The 14649-nt window shown below is 62.1% G+C and carries 14 protein-coding genes and 1 tRNA gene; 3 read left to right on the forward strand and 12 right to left on the reverse strand.

Features of this window, described 5'->3' with window-relative positions:
- Positions 1 to 8 precede the first annotated feature (8 nt).
- From BUQ73_RS27560 to BUQ73_RS27570, 3 genes are all read right to left on the reverse strand, one after another.
- The gene (locus BUQ73_RS27560; protein WP_060485624.1) at positions 9 to 1679 is read right to left on the reverse strand and encodes an FMN-binding glutamate synthase family protein; all 1671 of its coding nucleotides are present in this window, start codon (positions 1677 to 1679) and stop codon (positions 9 to 11) included.
- 104 nt (positions 1680 to 1783) lie between these two features.
- The gene (locus BUQ73_RS27565) at positions 1784 to 3151 is read right to left on the reverse strand and encodes an ATP-binding protein (RefSeq protein WP_079230450.1); all 1368 of its coding nucleotides are present in this window, start codon (positions 3149 to 3151) and stop codon (positions 1784 to 1786) included.
- Position 3152: 1 nt separating this feature from the next.
- Positions 3153 to 3872 (reverse strand): response regulator, encoded by a 720-nt coding sequence (locus BUQ73_RS27570; protein ID WP_079230451.1) that lies wholly within the window; start codon positions 3870 to 3872, stop codon positions 3153 to 3155.
- A 140-nt stretch (positions 3873 to 4012) separates the two neighbouring features.
- On the opposite strand from BUQ73_RS27570, the gene BUQ73_RS27575 reads away from it, so the two are divergent.
- Positions 4013 to 6310, forward strand: coding sequence for a TonB-dependent siderophore receptor (locus tag BUQ73_RS27575; protein WP_079230452.1), 2298 nt, complete (start codon positions 4013 to 4015; stop codon positions 6308 to 6310).
- 41 nt (positions 6311 to 6351) lie between these two features.
- On the opposite strand, the gene BUQ73_RS27580 is transcribed toward BUQ73_RS27575, so the two are convergent.
- From BUQ73_RS27580 to BUQ73_RS27595, 4 genes are all read right to left on the reverse strand, one after another.
- A complete protein-coding gene (locus BUQ73_RS27580) occupies positions 6352 to 6552 on the reverse strand; it encodes a hypothetical protein (protein WP_079230453.1) in 201 nt (66 codons plus the stop codon).
- Between the two features lie 254 nt (positions 6553 to 6806).
- Positions 6807 to 8026, reverse strand: a protein-coding gene (locus BUQ73_RS27585) for an IS3 family transposase (protein WP_152031491.1) whose coding sequence is annotated in 2 segments (ribosomal slippage) — positions 6807 to 7678 and positions 7678 to 8026 — 1221 coding nt in all. Because the reading frame shifts where the segments join, the coding sequence is not laid out codon by codon here.
- Between the two features lie 104 nt (positions 8027 to 8130).
- Positions 8131 to 8206 (reverse strand) — tRNA-Thr (locus BUQ73_RS27590).
- 97 nt (positions 8207 to 8303) lie between these two features.
- Positions 8304 to 8552, reverse strand: a complete 249-nt coding sequence (locus BUQ73_RS27595) for a hypothetical protein (RefSeq protein ID WP_079230454.1) — start codon at positions 8550 to 8552, stop codon at positions 8304 to 8306.
- A gap of 478 nt (positions 8553 to 9030) precedes the next feature.
- Here BUQ73_RS27595 and BUQ73_RS27600 point away from each other — a divergent pair, with 478 nt between their 5' ends.
- Positions 9031 to 9303, forward strand: a complete 273-nt coding sequence (locus BUQ73_RS27600) for a hypothetical protein (RefSeq protein ID WP_079226220.1) — start codon at positions 9031 to 9033, stop codon at positions 9301 to 9303.
- Positions 9296 to 9568, forward strand: coding sequence for a DUF3077 domain-containing protein (locus BUQ73_RS27605; protein WP_079226221.1), 273 nt, complete (start codon positions 9296 to 9298; stop codon positions 9566 to 9568). Before BUQ73_RS27600 ends, BUQ73_RS27605 begins: the two co-directional genes overlap by 8 nt.
- 369 nt (positions 9569 to 9937) lie before the next feature.
- Here the strand turns inward: BUQ73_RS27605 and BUQ73_RS27610 are convergent, their stop codons facing one another.
- The 5 genes from BUQ73_RS27610 to BUQ73_RS27630 form a co-directional block, all read right to left on the reverse strand.
- On the reverse strand, positions 9938 to 11143 hold the full coding sequence (locus BUQ73_RS27610; protein ID WP_079230455.1) for a methyltransferase: 1206 nt from the start codon (positions 11141 to 11143) through the stop codon (positions 9938 to 9940).
- 135 nt (positions 11144 to 11278) lie between these two features.
- On the reverse strand, positions 11279 to 11968 hold the full coding sequence (locus BUQ73_RS27615) for an ABC transporter permease (protein ID WP_079230456.1): 690 nt from the start codon (positions 11966 to 11968) through the stop codon (positions 11279 to 11281).
- Positions 11969 to 12661 (reverse strand): ABC transporter permease, encoded by a 693-nt coding sequence (locus tag BUQ73_RS27620; RefSeq protein ID WP_079226222.1) that lies wholly within the window; start codon positions 12659 to 12661, stop codon positions 11969 to 11971. It abuts the gene before it with no gap.
- Positions 12662 to 12718: 57 nt separating this feature from the next.
- On the reverse strand, positions 12719 to 13480 hold the full coding sequence (locus tag BUQ73_RS27625; protein ID WP_079230457.1) for an ABC transporter substrate-binding protein: 762 nt from the start codon (positions 13478 to 13480) through the stop codon (positions 12719 to 12721).
- Between the two features lie 11 nt (positions 13481 to 13491).
- The gene (locus tag BUQ73_RS27630) at positions 13492 to 14265 is read right to left on the reverse strand and encodes an ABC transporter ATP-binding protein (RefSeq protein ID WP_027917578.1); all 774 of its coding nucleotides are present in this window, start codon (positions 14263 to 14265) and stop codon (positions 13492 to 13494) included.
- Positions 14266 to 14649 lie beyond the last annotated feature (384 nt).

Consider the following 14649-nt stretch of genomic DNA (forward strand, 5'->3'; position numbering starts at 1 on the left):
GCCCCGGCCTATGCCGGGGCTGTTTCTTTACGGCGCACGCTGGCCGCTGCCGGCGTAGCCGGTACTTCTCCCGTCTCCGGCGCAAAGCTGTCACTGCGCGCCATCCGCCACATCCGCGCATAGAACTCGCTTTCAATCGAGCCACTGAGCAATTCGCCAGGCTTGAGGAATTGGTGCAGGTCGGAAAACAGGCTGATCTCACTGGTGCTGATACGTCGCGCCAGGTGTTTGGGCTTGAGCTCCGATGGGTGTTCCAGCCCCGCTGCGGCGAGCATCTCGGCCAAGGCATGCAGCGTGTTGCGATGGAAACTGGCCACCCGCTCGGCTTTATCGGGTACGACCAATGCGCGCTGGCGCAACGGGTCTTGCGTGGCGACGCCGGTCGGGCACTTGTTGGTGTGGCAGCTCTGCGACTGGATGCAGCCGATGGCGAACATGAAGCCACGTGCCGAGTTGACCCAGTCGGCGCCAATGGCCAATACGCTGGCGATATCGAAAGCACTGACGATCTTGCCCGCTGCACCGATGCGGATGCTTGAACGCAGGTTCAGGCCGACCAGGGTGTTGTGCACGAACATCAGGCCTTCGCGCATTGGCACACCCATGTTGTCGCTGAACTCCCGAGGTGCCGCGCCGGTGCCGCCTTCCTTGCCGTCGACGACGATGAAGTCCGGGGTAATGCCGGTGGCCAGCATGGCCTTTGCGATGCCCATGAACTCCCATGGGTGGCCCAGGCAGAACTTGAAACCCACCGGCTTGCCGCCTGACAGTTCGCGCAGGCTGGCAATGAAGTGCAGCAGCTCCACCGGGGTGCGGAACGCGCTGTGCGCGGCGGGCGAGATGCAGTCTTCGCCCACGCGTACGCCACGGGTTGCGGCGATTTCCGGGCTGACCTTGTGTGCCGGCAGAATGCCGCCGTGGCCGGGTTTGGCGCCCTGGCTGAGCTTGAGCTCGATCATCTTCACCTGCGGGCTGCGTGCCTGCTCGGCGAAGCGTTGCGCGTCGAAGCGGCCGTCTTCGGTGCGGCAACCGAAGTAGCCGCTGCCAATTTCCCAGATCAGGTCACCACCGTGCTCGCGGTGGTATGGGCTGATGCTGCCCTCGCCAGTGTCATGGGCGAAGCGGCCAAGGCGTGCGCCCTGGTTGAGCGCGGCAATCGCATTGGCACTGAGCGCGCCGAAGCTCATGGCCGAGATATTGAAGATCGAAGCGGAGTAGGGCAGGCGGCATTGCGGCCCACCAATGGCAATGCGAAACGAGGCCGGGTCGGGTGTGGCGACCGGTAGCATCGAGTGGCTGATGAACTCGAAGCCTGGCTTGTAGGCGTCATTGAGCGTGCCGAAGGCTTTCTCGGCACTCTCGTTTTTGGCCCGGGCATACACCAGTGAGCGCTGCGAGCGGGAGAACGGAAGCTTGTCGTCATCGCCTTCGATCAGGTACTGGCGGATCTCTGGGCGGATGGTCTCGATCAGGTAGCGGATATTGCCCAGGATCGGGTAGTTGCGCCGCACCGCGTGGTGGCTTTGGCGCAGGTCGTTGAGACCAACCAGGCTGAGCAGGGTGGTGACCACCGTCAGCGGCCAGAGCCAACTGTGCTGGGCAAGGAACGGGATGCTGGCGAAGGTGAACAGCAGGCACAGGGCCAGGCAGGCATAACGGCTGGGGAGCGAATCTTTCATGGGTCCATCGCAGGCTGGATGACGCGGCCTAGGATAGGCAAACCGCAGGTTCGGAAAACCTGGGGTTTTGGTAAAAGACTATTACCTGAACGAGGGGGGCTGGCTCACCTGGGCAGCAATACACTCACGCGCAAACCGCCGCCCTCGCGGTTTTGCAGCAGCAGTTCGCCGCCATGGCTGCTGGCGATGCGCTGGGCAATGCTCAGCCCCAGGCCATAACCCCCGGACGCCTGGTTGCGCGAACCCTCGCCACGTACGAACGGGTCGGTGATGGTGGCCAACAGGCCTGGGGCAATGCCGGGGCCGCGGTCGTCGACGTGGATGTACACGCCGGTGATGGCGGTTTCCAGCGTCACCGATACCTGGCTGGCATAGCGCAGGGCGTTGACCACCAGGTTCTGCAGGCAGCGCTGCAGCAACAGGGCATCGACCCGCAGGCTGCCGCCCTTGCCATGCACAGGCAAGGGCTCCGCGTTGCTGGCAAGGTCGGCGCACAGCCGCGCCACCAGGCGGTCGAGGTCGACTTGCTGGAGGTTCTGCTGCTCGCCGGCGCGCAGGTAGTCGAGCACCTGGCCGATCATGTCGTCCATCTGGGTGATGTTCTGCCGCAGGCGTTCGCGCTGCTCGTCGTCCGGCAGCCGCTCCAGGCGCAGGCGCATGCGCGTCAGCGGGGTGCGCAGGTCGTGGGAAACGGCAGCCAGGAAGTAGGCCTTGTCGTTGACCATGGCGATCAGGCGCTGCTGCATGGCGTTGAAGGCCAGTGCGGCCTGGCGCACCTCCTCTGGGCCGTCCAGGGCCAGCGCCGGCTGTTCCAGGTTGCTGCCCAGCCCCCGGGCTGCGTCTGCCAGGCGCCTCAGCGGGCGCAGGCACAGGCGCACAGCGATCAGGCACACCAGCAGCACGGCGACGATGCGCAGCGCGTAGACCCGCAGCAGGTAGTCGCTGATCAGCACCCACGCCGACTCGCCGCTCCAGCCCTGCAGCTCCTGGCCATCGATGCTCAGCCAGTGGCCATCGGCCAACGGCACGGCGAACTGGATGTGCGCCTGGGCGGTGCGCAGGCCGAACAGGCTGCGCCAGACGATCGGCTGGCCCAGTTCATCGGTCAGTTGCACCTTCAGCAGGCGCACTTCCTGGGCGTGGCCCAGTTCGTAGTTGAGCGCCTGTTGCAGCAACAGCTCGACGCGCCGGTGACCGCGTCGCTGATCCTCCTGTTGCCCGGGTTCGCTTTCGGCGCAACGCAGTTGATAGTGTGCGGGCACCTGCAGGTTCTCTGTGTGGCAATCGGCCTGGGCAATCAGCGGGGCGCTGCGTGCGGCCATGAGGCGGACCGGTGCCTCGAGCACCTGGGCGAAACGCACATCGAACCAGATGCTGCTCGACATCAACTGGATCACCAGCGTGCCGCTGACCATGATCAGCAGCAGCTGACCAAACAACGTGCGCGGCCACAGGCGACGGAGCCAACGCATTTCAGCAGTCGGCCTCGGTGCGGGCGATGCTCAGCAAATAGCCCTCGTTGCGGATGGTCAGGATCTGGATATTGCCGGTTGGCGCGCGGCGCAGTTGCTGGCGCAGGCGGCTGATGCACATGTCCACCGAGCGATCGTCGGGGTGGTGATCGCGGCCAAACGCGCTGCGTGTCAGCTGATCGCGCGAGACCACGCGGTTGTTGGCCTCCAGCAGTTCACGCAGCACCCGGTAATCGGAGCGCGGCAGGGTCAGGGTTGCGCCGTCCGGGCGGGTCAGCAGGCGCTTGACGTGGTCGAGGCTGAAGCCGGCGAAGCGCTGGGCTTCGCCGGCTGGCTCTTCGACAGCGGTATCCAGGCGTTGCGGGCGGCGCAGAACCGCCTTGATGCGGGCGATCAGCTCACGGGGTTCGAAGGGCTTGGCCAAGTAGTCATCAGCGCCCACTTCCAGGCCGATGATGCGATCCAGCGTGCTGCCCTTCGCCGACAGCATGATCACTGCCATGCCCGGCGTCGCCTGCAACTGGCGGCACAGGCTCAAGCCGTCCTCGCCAGGCAGCATCAGGTCGAGCACCACCAGGTCGACCTTGCTCTCGGCCAAGAGCTGGCGCATGCCCTCACCGTCGGCGGCTGCCAGAACGTTATAGCCGGCATCTGTCAGGTAATCGCAAAGAAGTTCGCGAATCTCGTCGTCATCGTCGACAACCAGCAAGGTTGTGCTCATCGGGAAAAACACCTGTTCGGGGAGGGCCGGCAGCGCTCGTTACGTTCAATTACATCCCCGTACAAGCCGGGCATGGAGCCCAAGGGGCGGATCCCTAGAATCGTAACAAAAAATCATCTGCGAATACGAAACCTTCCCAAATGAATCATAAGAGCGCCATGAACGACTTCACTTCTGTTGTCCGGGGCGGCAGCCGCCTGCACCCGCTTGCCTTCTTCGTTGCTGTCGCCATCAATGGCAGCGCCTTGGCTGCCGAAAGCCAGCCTTTGGAGCTGGATGCCACGCAGATCGAGGACAGTGCGCTTGTGTCCGCAGATGAAACCGGCCAGCTCGGCTACACGGTGGAAAGCACCCGCAGCTCCACCGGCCTGAAGCTGACCCCACGGCAAACACCGCAATCGGTCACCACCATCACCCGCCTGCAGCTGGATGACCGCGACGTGCACTCCATCGAGCAAGCCCTGGACACCACGCCAGGTGTGAGCACCAGCAAGTCCGAAGTGGGCGGGCGTACCGATTTCCGTGCCCGGGGCTACTCGATCAGCAACTGGAAGGTCGATGGCCTGCAGTTCCAGGGTGGCTCCGACTTCAGCGGCGGCGGCAATGCGCTGAACATGGACCTGTACGAGCGCATCGACATCGTCCGCGGCGCCAACGGCCTGCTTGGCGGCACCGGCGACCCGTCAGCCACCGTCAACCTGATCCGCAAGGCACCTACCAGGACATTTGGCGGCAGCGCCTACGCCACCTACGGCAGCTGGGACAAGCGCCGCCTGGGCGCCGACCTCAACCTGCCGCTGTCCGAAGACGGCCGCTTGCGTTCGCGGTTCGTGATGACCCAGGGCGACGCCAACTCGTTCCGCGACAACCAGTCCGAACGCTCGCGTGCTGCCCTGGCCAACTTCGAGTTCGACATCGACGACGCCACGACCTTGGGTGCCGGATACCAGTACGAGTACAACAAGGTGGTTGGCGGCGGTTGGGGAGCGAACATCCCGATCTGGTATCGCGACGGCAGCACGACCGACTTGCCACGCAGCACCAACGTGGTACCAAGCTGGAGCTTTGGCGAGTACACCACCCGCACTGCCTTTGGTTCGTTGCAGCACCGCTTTGACAACGACTGGACCCTGGACCTGAAAGCAGCCCAGAGCACTGCCGAAGTGCTTAACCACCGTGGCCTGGCCAAGGTCAACTCGGCTGGCCGTGGCAGCTACGGCGGCTACTGGGACCAGGATGGCAGCGGCGCAGTGCTCAACGGCCTGCACAGCTCCAGCGACACCACCCAGCAGTCCGCGCAGATCGACCTGACCGGCCCGTTCCAGCTGTTCGGCCGCACCCATCAGGCGATGGTCGGCTACAACGACAGCCGCACCGTGGCCTGGTCGCCGGAATACAGCTGCACCATGGCCAGCGACGACCGCGTCAGCGCGCCCTCGGTAGGCTGCCAGTTCCGCGCCAACAACGGCCTCCCCCTCACCGACTGGCACAACGGCGTGGACAGCGACTACGACATGATCGCGTCACGCACCGGCCGCCACAGCAAGACCACCACCCGCCTGCAGGGCATGTACGCCGCTACCCGGCTGAGCATCACCGACCCGCTGTCGGTGATCGTCGGCGTGCGCACCACCGACTATTCGGCGACCACCAACAGCGTCGCCGGGGTGCGCAGCAATCAGCAGAATAGCGGCATCGTCACCCCGTACCTGGGCGCGGTGTATGACCTCAACGACACCTACTCGCTGTACGCCAGCTACACCGATATCTTCAACCCGCAGACAGCCGAGACCGAGAGCGGCACCAAAGTCGAGCCGATTCGTGGCCAGAGCTACGAGACCGGTATCAAGGGTGAGTGGCTGGATGGCCGCCTCAACGCGTCGGCCGCGTACTTCCGCACCAAGCAGCAGAACAAGGCAGTGCTCGACGATGGCCTGACCACGCCAACCGGTGGTGACGCCTACAAGGCTGGCACCGGCCAGGAAACCGACGGTATCGACTTGGAAATTGCCGGTGCGCTGACGCCGAACTGGAACGTATATGGCGGTTATACCTACCTGCACTTCCGCCGTGTCGACAGCGACGGGCGCAGCGACCCGTCGCACCTGTTCAAGGCTTCGACCACCTATCGCCTGTCCGGCCCGCTGGACCGCCTGACTGTTGGTGCAGGGGTGAAGGCGCAGACCAACATCCGCGCCATCTCAAGCCCGGCGGGGCAGCCGGTGAACGGTGTGAGTGCGGGGGCGACCGATGTGAACTGGTCCGGTTATGCGATCTGGAATGCCATGGCCAAGTACCAGCTGACTGATGACACTACGGTGAGCCTCAATGTCGATAACCTGTTCGACAAGCACTACTACACCCAGTACGGGTTCTATGCCGGGGCTATTTACGGTGATCCGCGGAACATGTCGCTGACGGTCAGCACCGTGTTCTGATCAAAGGGGGGGGCCGCAGAGCGGCCCCTTTTGCGCGGGGGCTAGAGCCCAACCTCTTCATGTGGCATTTCATCCGTAACCATGACTCGCACATGTGCGCCGCACGGGTCTTCCATGCGCAAGCCAAAGTAACGGGAGTCGTTGGCATCCCAGAATGCCTCGACCTGCGCCATGGAGGCATTGGCAAGCAGCACTTCAGCGTTGTGCTCCAGGATGATCGAGTAACGGATTTCGGCATTCATTACAGAGGGGCTCGCAACGGCGGATTGATGGAAGTGATGGGCGGGTTAACCGCGATGCCATTATGCCAACCTGTTGATTCTCAATATTCGCCACCCGTCGCGCAGCGCATACCGTTTGGGAGCCTCTCTTGCTGGCGATGGGCTGCAAAGCGGCCCCCGGTTTCTCCCTCCGGTTCGCAATCGAGCTTGGGAGTGCGGCGCACTGTGTCTAGTCCTGAAATAGGTTTACACCTGTTCAGGTAGGCCGACAGGCCTCAAAACGCCCGATGCACTGCATCGGGCGTTTTGTTTTTCAGGGCCATATGGGGCCGTTCTGTGTTGTAGATCTGCACTGCCTCGTCAACCATCTGTCTCGCCTGCTCAAGATCTTCAGGGCTGCTCAACAGCAGCTCCATCTTGAGGATTCCGTTGATTCGCTCGGCCAGCGCGTTCTGGTAGCAGTCATACCCATCAGTCATGGAGCACTGAACATCGTGCCGTTGGTGCAGTGACTGGTACAGCGCCGAGCAATATTGGATGCCTCGATCCGAATGGTGGACTAATGGCTGGCGACGACGTCGCTTTCGTAATGCCTGCTTGAAGGCTTGCGCCACTGACTCGGCATGCAGGCTTTCATGGACGTGGTGGCCAACAATTTTCCTGGAGTACGCATCCGTTACCAGGCTCAGGTACAGCGGGCCGTTACGTGCGGGCAGGTAAGTAATATCGGCAACCCAGACGTGCTCCGGCCTTGTCGGAACGACTTGGCTTGGGCCCGGCTTGAGTAAGTTGGGATGGCGGTAGAAGCGATGAAAGCTTTGTGTTGTCTTGTGGTAGGCCCGCTTAGGCAGCACCAGCAAACGGCGCTCTCCCAAGACCTGGAACAGCCTATCTCGGCCAACTTGGAACCGTTTGTCAGGTTGGCAATGCAGCAGATAGTGCAGCTTGCGTGTACCCAGACGAGGCTGGCGCATCCGGACTTGCTGAACAAACTCAACCACCTGATCTGCCTGGCGCTCTTTGCCATCAGCAGTTCGGTTGCGCTTGTAGTAAGCCTGTCGACTGATGCCTAGAAACTGACAAGCCCTGGCAATGCTCAGTCCTGCGACTTGACCTTGCGAGAGGACTTGCCGGATCGCTTTTTTACGACCGAAACACCATAGTCATTTTTCAGAACATCAACGACCGTCTCAAAAAACTGGGCCTTCTGGCTCATCAGTTCCAACTGTTGCTCAAGCTCTTTGATCCGCTGCTCTGGAGTGAGCGTTTTGGGGTCAGACATCGCGCAGCTCCTCTCGTCGCGGATCGAGGCCCCCTGGCTCCAATCCTGCCGACCGTGCTTACGCAACCATACCAGAACCGTCGACCGACCCTGGATGCCATACCGCACCTGGGCCTGTTTGTAGGTCAGTTCGCCTTTTTCAATCTGATCAACCACCGCCAATTTAAAAGACAGTGAGTAATCTCTCTGTGTGCGCTTTACACCTTGCTCCATCTGACTCTCCGGAAATTCGGGATGGGAGGTGTAAACCTTATTCAGGACGGGACACTGAAAACAAAAAAGGCCCACCTTTCGGTGAGCCTTTTCAGTACTGCGTATGGTGCCGGCACCAGGAATCGAACCCGGGACCTACTGATTACAAGTCAGTTGCTCTACCATCTGAGCTATACCGGCAATGGGGCGTCATTATAACGATCGTTTGGCGCCTGTAAACCACTTCCTTGCGATTGCGTGCAAATACCTAAGTTACCGACCTGAAAGGAGAATTTTCCTACCAGCCGCGGTGGATGGTGTTGACGCTCGGCTCAGTCTTCCCGGGGTTGAAAAACAGCTTGTCGTTGTCGCAGCCGCGCTTGCGGCAGGGGCTTTCGACGCGCAGGGGTAGGCCGTTGTCGCCGCCCAGCTGCATGCCGGGGGTGTTCCAGTCCAGGTTGCTGGCAGGGTGCGGGGCAGGGCTGTTGCTGCAGGCGCCCAGAGTGAGGGTGAAGGCCAGCAGGGCAAAGGATTTGGCTTGGGTCACGATGGTTTAGTCCGTTAGTCCATTGTCGGTTCTGGCGCAACGCCAGACGGTCGCAGGGCTGGCGGGCAGCGTGCGACGTAGCTTTTTAATGATTTGGGGGCCGGATGATACACCTTCGGGCCTCTTCGCGGGTGAACCCGCTCCCACAGGGGCCGTGGTGATTTTGTGAGGGATTTCTGAACTTGAGACCAAATACTTCAGGATTGGGGGATTTGGGAATTATCCTACGCATGCTACTGAACTATCGCTGTTGGCGGACAAACGCCTTGGGGATAACGTTTCCCGGTCGTTTCGGCGACCGGGTGTGAGAACCCGAGGCGAATGAGCGGTAGCCTTTCATGGCGGCCATACGCGGGCAGACTTCGGTCTGGCCGAGCTTCCTTATTCCCTCGGTTTCTCACCCCGCGTACGGCTGCCACCCTAATCCGTGAGAAAGATTCGGATGGCGCCTCCTGTCTATGGAATAAGGCGTTTTGTCATGAAAAAGATCGTCCCTGATCCACCCCGCTGCTTAATCCAAACCCCATATTTCTCCGTCCACAGCGACATTTCCCCCGAAGATGCCATCATCCACGGCGCCGAGCTGATCCGTGGCGTCGCCGAAACCATCGATGAACACTGCCGCGTCCACGCCGGCGAGCCTGGCTTGAACACCTTGGCCAATGCAGCCTTTGCGGCAGAATCAGCATTGATCCTGTTCCAGCACGCGGTAGCGAGCATGAGCGATGAAGTGGGGCCGGCGCATGAGTGATGCCGTTAAAACCATCGTCACGGCAGGCGTGGAGACCTTCCTGGAAGCCGGAAACCCAACAGTGGACCTGCTATGCGTACAGCCGGGTATCCCGATTGACCATGCCTACGAGCATGTGTCGGTACTGCTTGGCTATATCAAGCACCTTGTGCGCGAGGGGGATATGGAGGATGACCACAAGCTGTTGGGCGCTGCGGATTATCTGTTGGCGCTGGCCAAGGCGCTGATGAACGATATCGAAATTGCCAAAAACAAGGTGCATTGATGCGCAGGTGTGGGAGCGGCCTTGTGTCGCGAAAGGGCTGCAAGGCGGTCCCAGGATATCAGCGTTGATGCAGAGATCTTGGGGCCGCTTTGCGGCCCTTTCGCGACACAAGGCCGCTCCTACAAAAGGACCGTGTACGGTGGGGAAATTAGCCTTTCGCAGCATGCACAATGAGAGCTTATGCACAAGAGGCATCGGCGCCTTGCGCGAAAGGCATGCCGCCTCCGTATACCGCCGGTCTTTGCGCAAACACCTGTTTTTACTGGGCTTGAGGCGTATGCCGGAATAAGCCAAACGCTTGAAATAGCGCTTGGCTCCATCCATTCATCAAAAGCTTGTTCACAGACTTATCCACAGCTTGTGCTGCGGCTAACGGTCACGTTCGGCCAGCAGCAGCAGGTTGCGCGGCGTGAGCGGATAATCGCAGAAAGTACCCAGGCGAACGTCGTAGCCCTGTTCTTCGAGGAACAGGGCGCGGTCGAGTACCAGCCACAGCTCCAGTGGGCGGCGGAACAGGTTGCGCAGGCGCTCGAGGTTGCGCACTTCGGCCAGGCGCTGCCAGCCAGCGGCCTCCAACGCGGCCCAGTCCGGTTTGCCACTCAGCTCGACCTTGCGCAGGTCGGCCAGCTCACGGCAATACTGCTCGAAAGGCTTGCCCAGCCAGGCAACCGGCAGTGAAGGGGTGGACAGGTATTCATCGCATTGGCGTTGCTCGCGCTGCAGCAGGTCGAAGCCCAGGCGTCGGGCCATGGAGCAGTCGCGCTGGTGGCGCACGCGGACGCTGGCGGTGACGGCTTCATTCAATGGCAGGCCGAGGTCGATCATGCTCAGTTGCAGTGGCGAGTGCTGCGCGGCTGTGGATAACGGCTGGTAGTGCTCGCCGGGGATGCGGTTGTAGCAGCAAGGGGCAACGGCCAGGTGCCGACAGCCTTGCTGGCTGGCCTGGCGCAGCAGGTGAACGTGCAGTTCGCCGCAGGCGTGCAGGGCGACCACGCTTTTATCGTGGTCCAGGTACTGGGCGCTGCTGGTGGCCATGACGTCCTGCTGGACGTGGGTCGCGGGCAGGTGGTGGTGATCGCTCAGGGCCTGGCCAGCGGCGACCAGCTCGGGGTTGTACTCCAGGCAGGTCAGCTGCTGGCCGGGTTGCAGCAGGCGGCGGCCGAGGTGGCCCTTGCCGGAACACCAGTCGAGCCAGTGGTGAGTGTGTTGGCGAAAGCCCAGGCGGCGGCTGAAGGCTTCGATCTGTTGCCATTTGCGGCCCGGGACGTTGACGTCGAGGCGGTGGCCGGCGTTGGGCAGGCCGGTGTCGGGGAGCTCGCCCAGGGCTGACAGTTGCTCGGCTTGCGCGGCCAGTTGCGGGAATGGGGCGGGCAGGCCTTGCGGGTTGATGTCGGCTTCGGCATCGGCCAGGGTGCACTGGCGCAGGTGGGCGGCGAGTTCAGGGTATTCGGTTTCCCAGTCCAGGCGCAGGGCGGTGAAGGGCCTGGGTTTCCACAGCGGCTGGTGCTCGGTCAGGAACTGGTCGAGGGCCTGGAAGCGCTCGTGCAACTGGTGGCTGTGGAGGTAGGTGGACATGGGGCAGGGCTTGAGGTGTGTGGTGGTTTCAAGGGCCCTTTCGCGGGTAAACCCGCTCCCACGGGTGTCACCACAGGCCTGAAGGCAGTGGAGCTCCTGTAGGAGCGGGTTTACCCGCGAAAGGGCCAGTAGGGGTCAGCGGCCCTGGCAGGCGTCCACGCGCAACCAGCGTTCCAGCAGCTTGAAGCCTTGCACCAGCACGAACGAGATCACCAGGTAGAACACCCCGGCAGCGAAGAAGATCTCCACAGGCAAGTAGGTCCTGGCAATGATGGTACGGGCCATGCCGGTCAGGTCCAGCAGGGTCACGGTGCTGGCCAGGGCACTGGCCTTGAGCATCAGGATCACTTCGTTGCTGTAGGCCGGCAGGCCGATGCGCGAGGCGCGCGGCAACATGATGTAGAACAGCGTCTTGCCCCGCGACATGCCCAGCGCCCGCGCCGCCTCGACCTCGCCCTTGGGGATCGACTGCAGCGCACCACGGAGGATTTCGGCAATGTAGGCCGCCGTGTGCAGGGTCATGGTCAGCACCGTGCACCAGAAGGGATCGCGCAGGTACGGCCACAAGCTGCTCGAACGCACCACATCGAACTGCGCCAGGCCGTAGTAGACCAGGAACAGCTGCACCAGCAGCGGCGTGCCACGGAAGAAGAAGATGTAGCTGTACGGTACGGCGCGCACGTACCAGTGACGGGACGAGCGGGCGATGCCCAGCGGGATGGCCAGGATCAGCCCGGCGATGACGGCAATGGCCAGCAGTTCCAAGGTCAGGGTCGCACCCTGGGCCAGGCGCGGCAGCCATTTGATGATGACTTCCCAGTTCATTTATTCGGCCCTCGCAAAGCCGCGAGCGGCGCGTTTTTCCATGAAGTGCATGCCGGTCATGGCGATGACGGTCAGGCTCAGGTAGATGCAGGCGGCGACCATGTAGAAGGTGAACGGCTCCTTGGTCACGGTCACGCCGATCTGCGCATGGCGCATGATTTCTTCCAGGCCGATTACCGACACCAGCGCGGTGTCCTTCATCAGGATCATGAACAGGTTGCCAAGGCCCGGCAGGGCGATGCGCCACATCTGCGGCAGGATGATCCGCGACAGAATGCGGCCCTTGGACAGGCCCAGCGCCAGGCCAGCCTCGCGGTGGCCCTTGGGGATCGCCAGGATCGCGCCGCGGAATACCTCGGTGGCATAGGCGCCGAAGCACAGGCCCAGGGCGATGACGCCAGCCGCGAAGGCGCTGAGTTCCAGGCCCGGCATGTTCAGGGCTTCGCCGAGGCTGTTCATCAGGCCGACGGTGCCGAAGTAGATAAGCAGGACCCAGAGCAACTCGGGCACGCCGCGCACCAGGGTCGAGTAGAAGCCGCCAAGCCATTGCAGCGGCTTGATCGAGGAAGTCTTGGCCAGGGCGCCGAGCAGGCCCAGGACCAGCCCCAGCAGCAGGGCGCAGAGCGCCAGTTTTACGGTCATCAGGGTGCCGGCCATCATGGCCGGACCGAATCCGTGCAGGTCGATATTCATGGGCAACTGTGTTCAAGGGACAGGCACCGCGTCAGCGGCGATGCCTGTCGGGGCGAATCAATAGATGCTGAACGGGAAGTACTTGTCGTTGATCTTCTTGTAGGTGCCGTCGGCGACAATTTCCTTCAGCGCGGCATTGAGCTTGTTACGCAGCTCGTTGTCGCCCTTGCGTACGGCAATGCCGACCTTGTCGCTGTCGTTGACCGGCTCGCCCTTGAACTCGTAGTTCTTGCCGGCGTCGGACTTCAGCCAGTCGTAGTTGGCGTACTTGTCGGCGAGAATCGCGTCGACGCGGCCGGCGGTGAGGTCGAGGTAGGCGTTTTCCTGGCCGTCGTACAGGTTGACCTTGAACTTGCCGTCCATGCCGCCGTGATCGTCGAGCCAGGTCGCGGCCTGGGTGGCGCGCTGGGTGCCGATGGTCTTGCCTTCGAGCGACTTGTCGTCAGTCTTGAAATCGACGTTCTTCGGCGCGATGAACTGCTGCTTGTTGGAATAGTACGGGTCGGTGAAGTCAACGGCCTGCTTGCGCTCGTCGGTGATCGACAGCGACGAGACGATGAAGTCGAACTTCTTGGCGTTCAGGGCCGGGATGATGCCGTCCCAGTCGGAGGTGACCACTTCGCACTCGACCTTCATCTTGGCGCACAGGGCGTCGCCGATGTCCTTGTCGAAGCCGACGACCTGGCCGCTGGCATCCTTGTTGTTGAACGGTGGGTAGGCGGCTTCGATACCCATGCGCAGTTTTTCTGCGGCCATGGCGTTTGCCGACATCACCAGCGTGGCAGCAGCTGCCAGGAGGAACTTCTTGTAAGTGTGCATGTATTGCTCCGTTAGCGGTGGCTGGACATGAATTGCTTGCAACGCGCCGAGGTCGGGTTCTCGAAGACCTGCTGCGGCGATCCTTGCTCTTCAACCAGGCCCTGGTGCAGGAAAACCACTTCACTGGACACCTGGCGGGCAAAGTTCATCTCGTGCGTCACCAGCAGCATGGTACGGCCTTCTTCGGCCAGTGCGCGGATAACGTTAAGCACTTCCTGGACCATTTCCGGATCGAGCGCCGAGGTCGGCTCGTCGAACAGGATGACCTTGGGCCTCATGGCCAGGGTACGGGCGATGGCAGCACGCTGTTGCTGGCCACCGGAAAGCTGGGCGGGGTAGCTGTGGCGCTTGTCGTAGATGCCGACCTTGTTCAGCAGTGCCTCGGCGGCTTCGATGGCCTCGGCCTTGCTCTGGCCGAGCACGCGGCGTGGCGCCTCGATGATGTTGTCGAGGATCGACATGTGCGGCCACAGGTTGAAATTCTGGAAGACGAAGCCGATCTCGCTGCGCAGGCGGTTGATCTGGCGGTTGTCGGCAGCGATCAGGTCGCCGTTCTTGGCGGCCTTGAGCTTCAGGCTTTCGCCGGCAACGAGGATTTCGCCCTGGTGCGGGTTTTCCAGCAGGTTGATGCAGCGCAGCAGGGTGGACTTGCCGGAACCGGACGACCCCAGGATGGAGATCACGTCACCGTCGCGAGCGGTCAGCGAAATGCCCTTGAGAATTTCCTGCTCGCCGTAGCGTTTGTGCAAGTTGCGGATTTCCAGCGCGGGCGTGGCCTGGGCCATGTGCGGTCCTCATGTATTCGGGTGCGTTCCCAGCTGTTGGCGGCCTTCCTGGCGAGCGCCACGCTAGCATAGCGGCAATAGACGGCCAACAGGGTCGCAGGGGGCTCAAGGCATTGCCGGGGCTGTTTGTCGCATCGTTGCAGTGCAACGTCGCGCAGATGTCCGCAAAGGGTATCGCCCAGCGCCATGGCCTTGATGGAAAAAGGCGCGATGTTGCCAGCTTTGGCCGGTACTTGAAAGCTGTTTTAGACCATTCGCGGGTCTGGCCCGCTGCTGCGGGTGCGACTTCGGTCCGTTGAATCGGGGATGAAGGGTTGCGCCTTTGGGTTGCACTTTTGCGCCTTGCACTGGTGCAAAGGTGTTACCGGGGAGCACCTTTGGTGC

It is taken from the genome of Pseudomonas putida (assembly GCF_002025705.1).
In the GTDB taxonomy this organism is placed as follows: domain Bacteria; phylum Pseudomonadota; class Gammaproteobacteria; order Pseudomonadales; family Pseudomonadaceae; genus Aquipseudomonas; species Aquipseudomonas putida_J.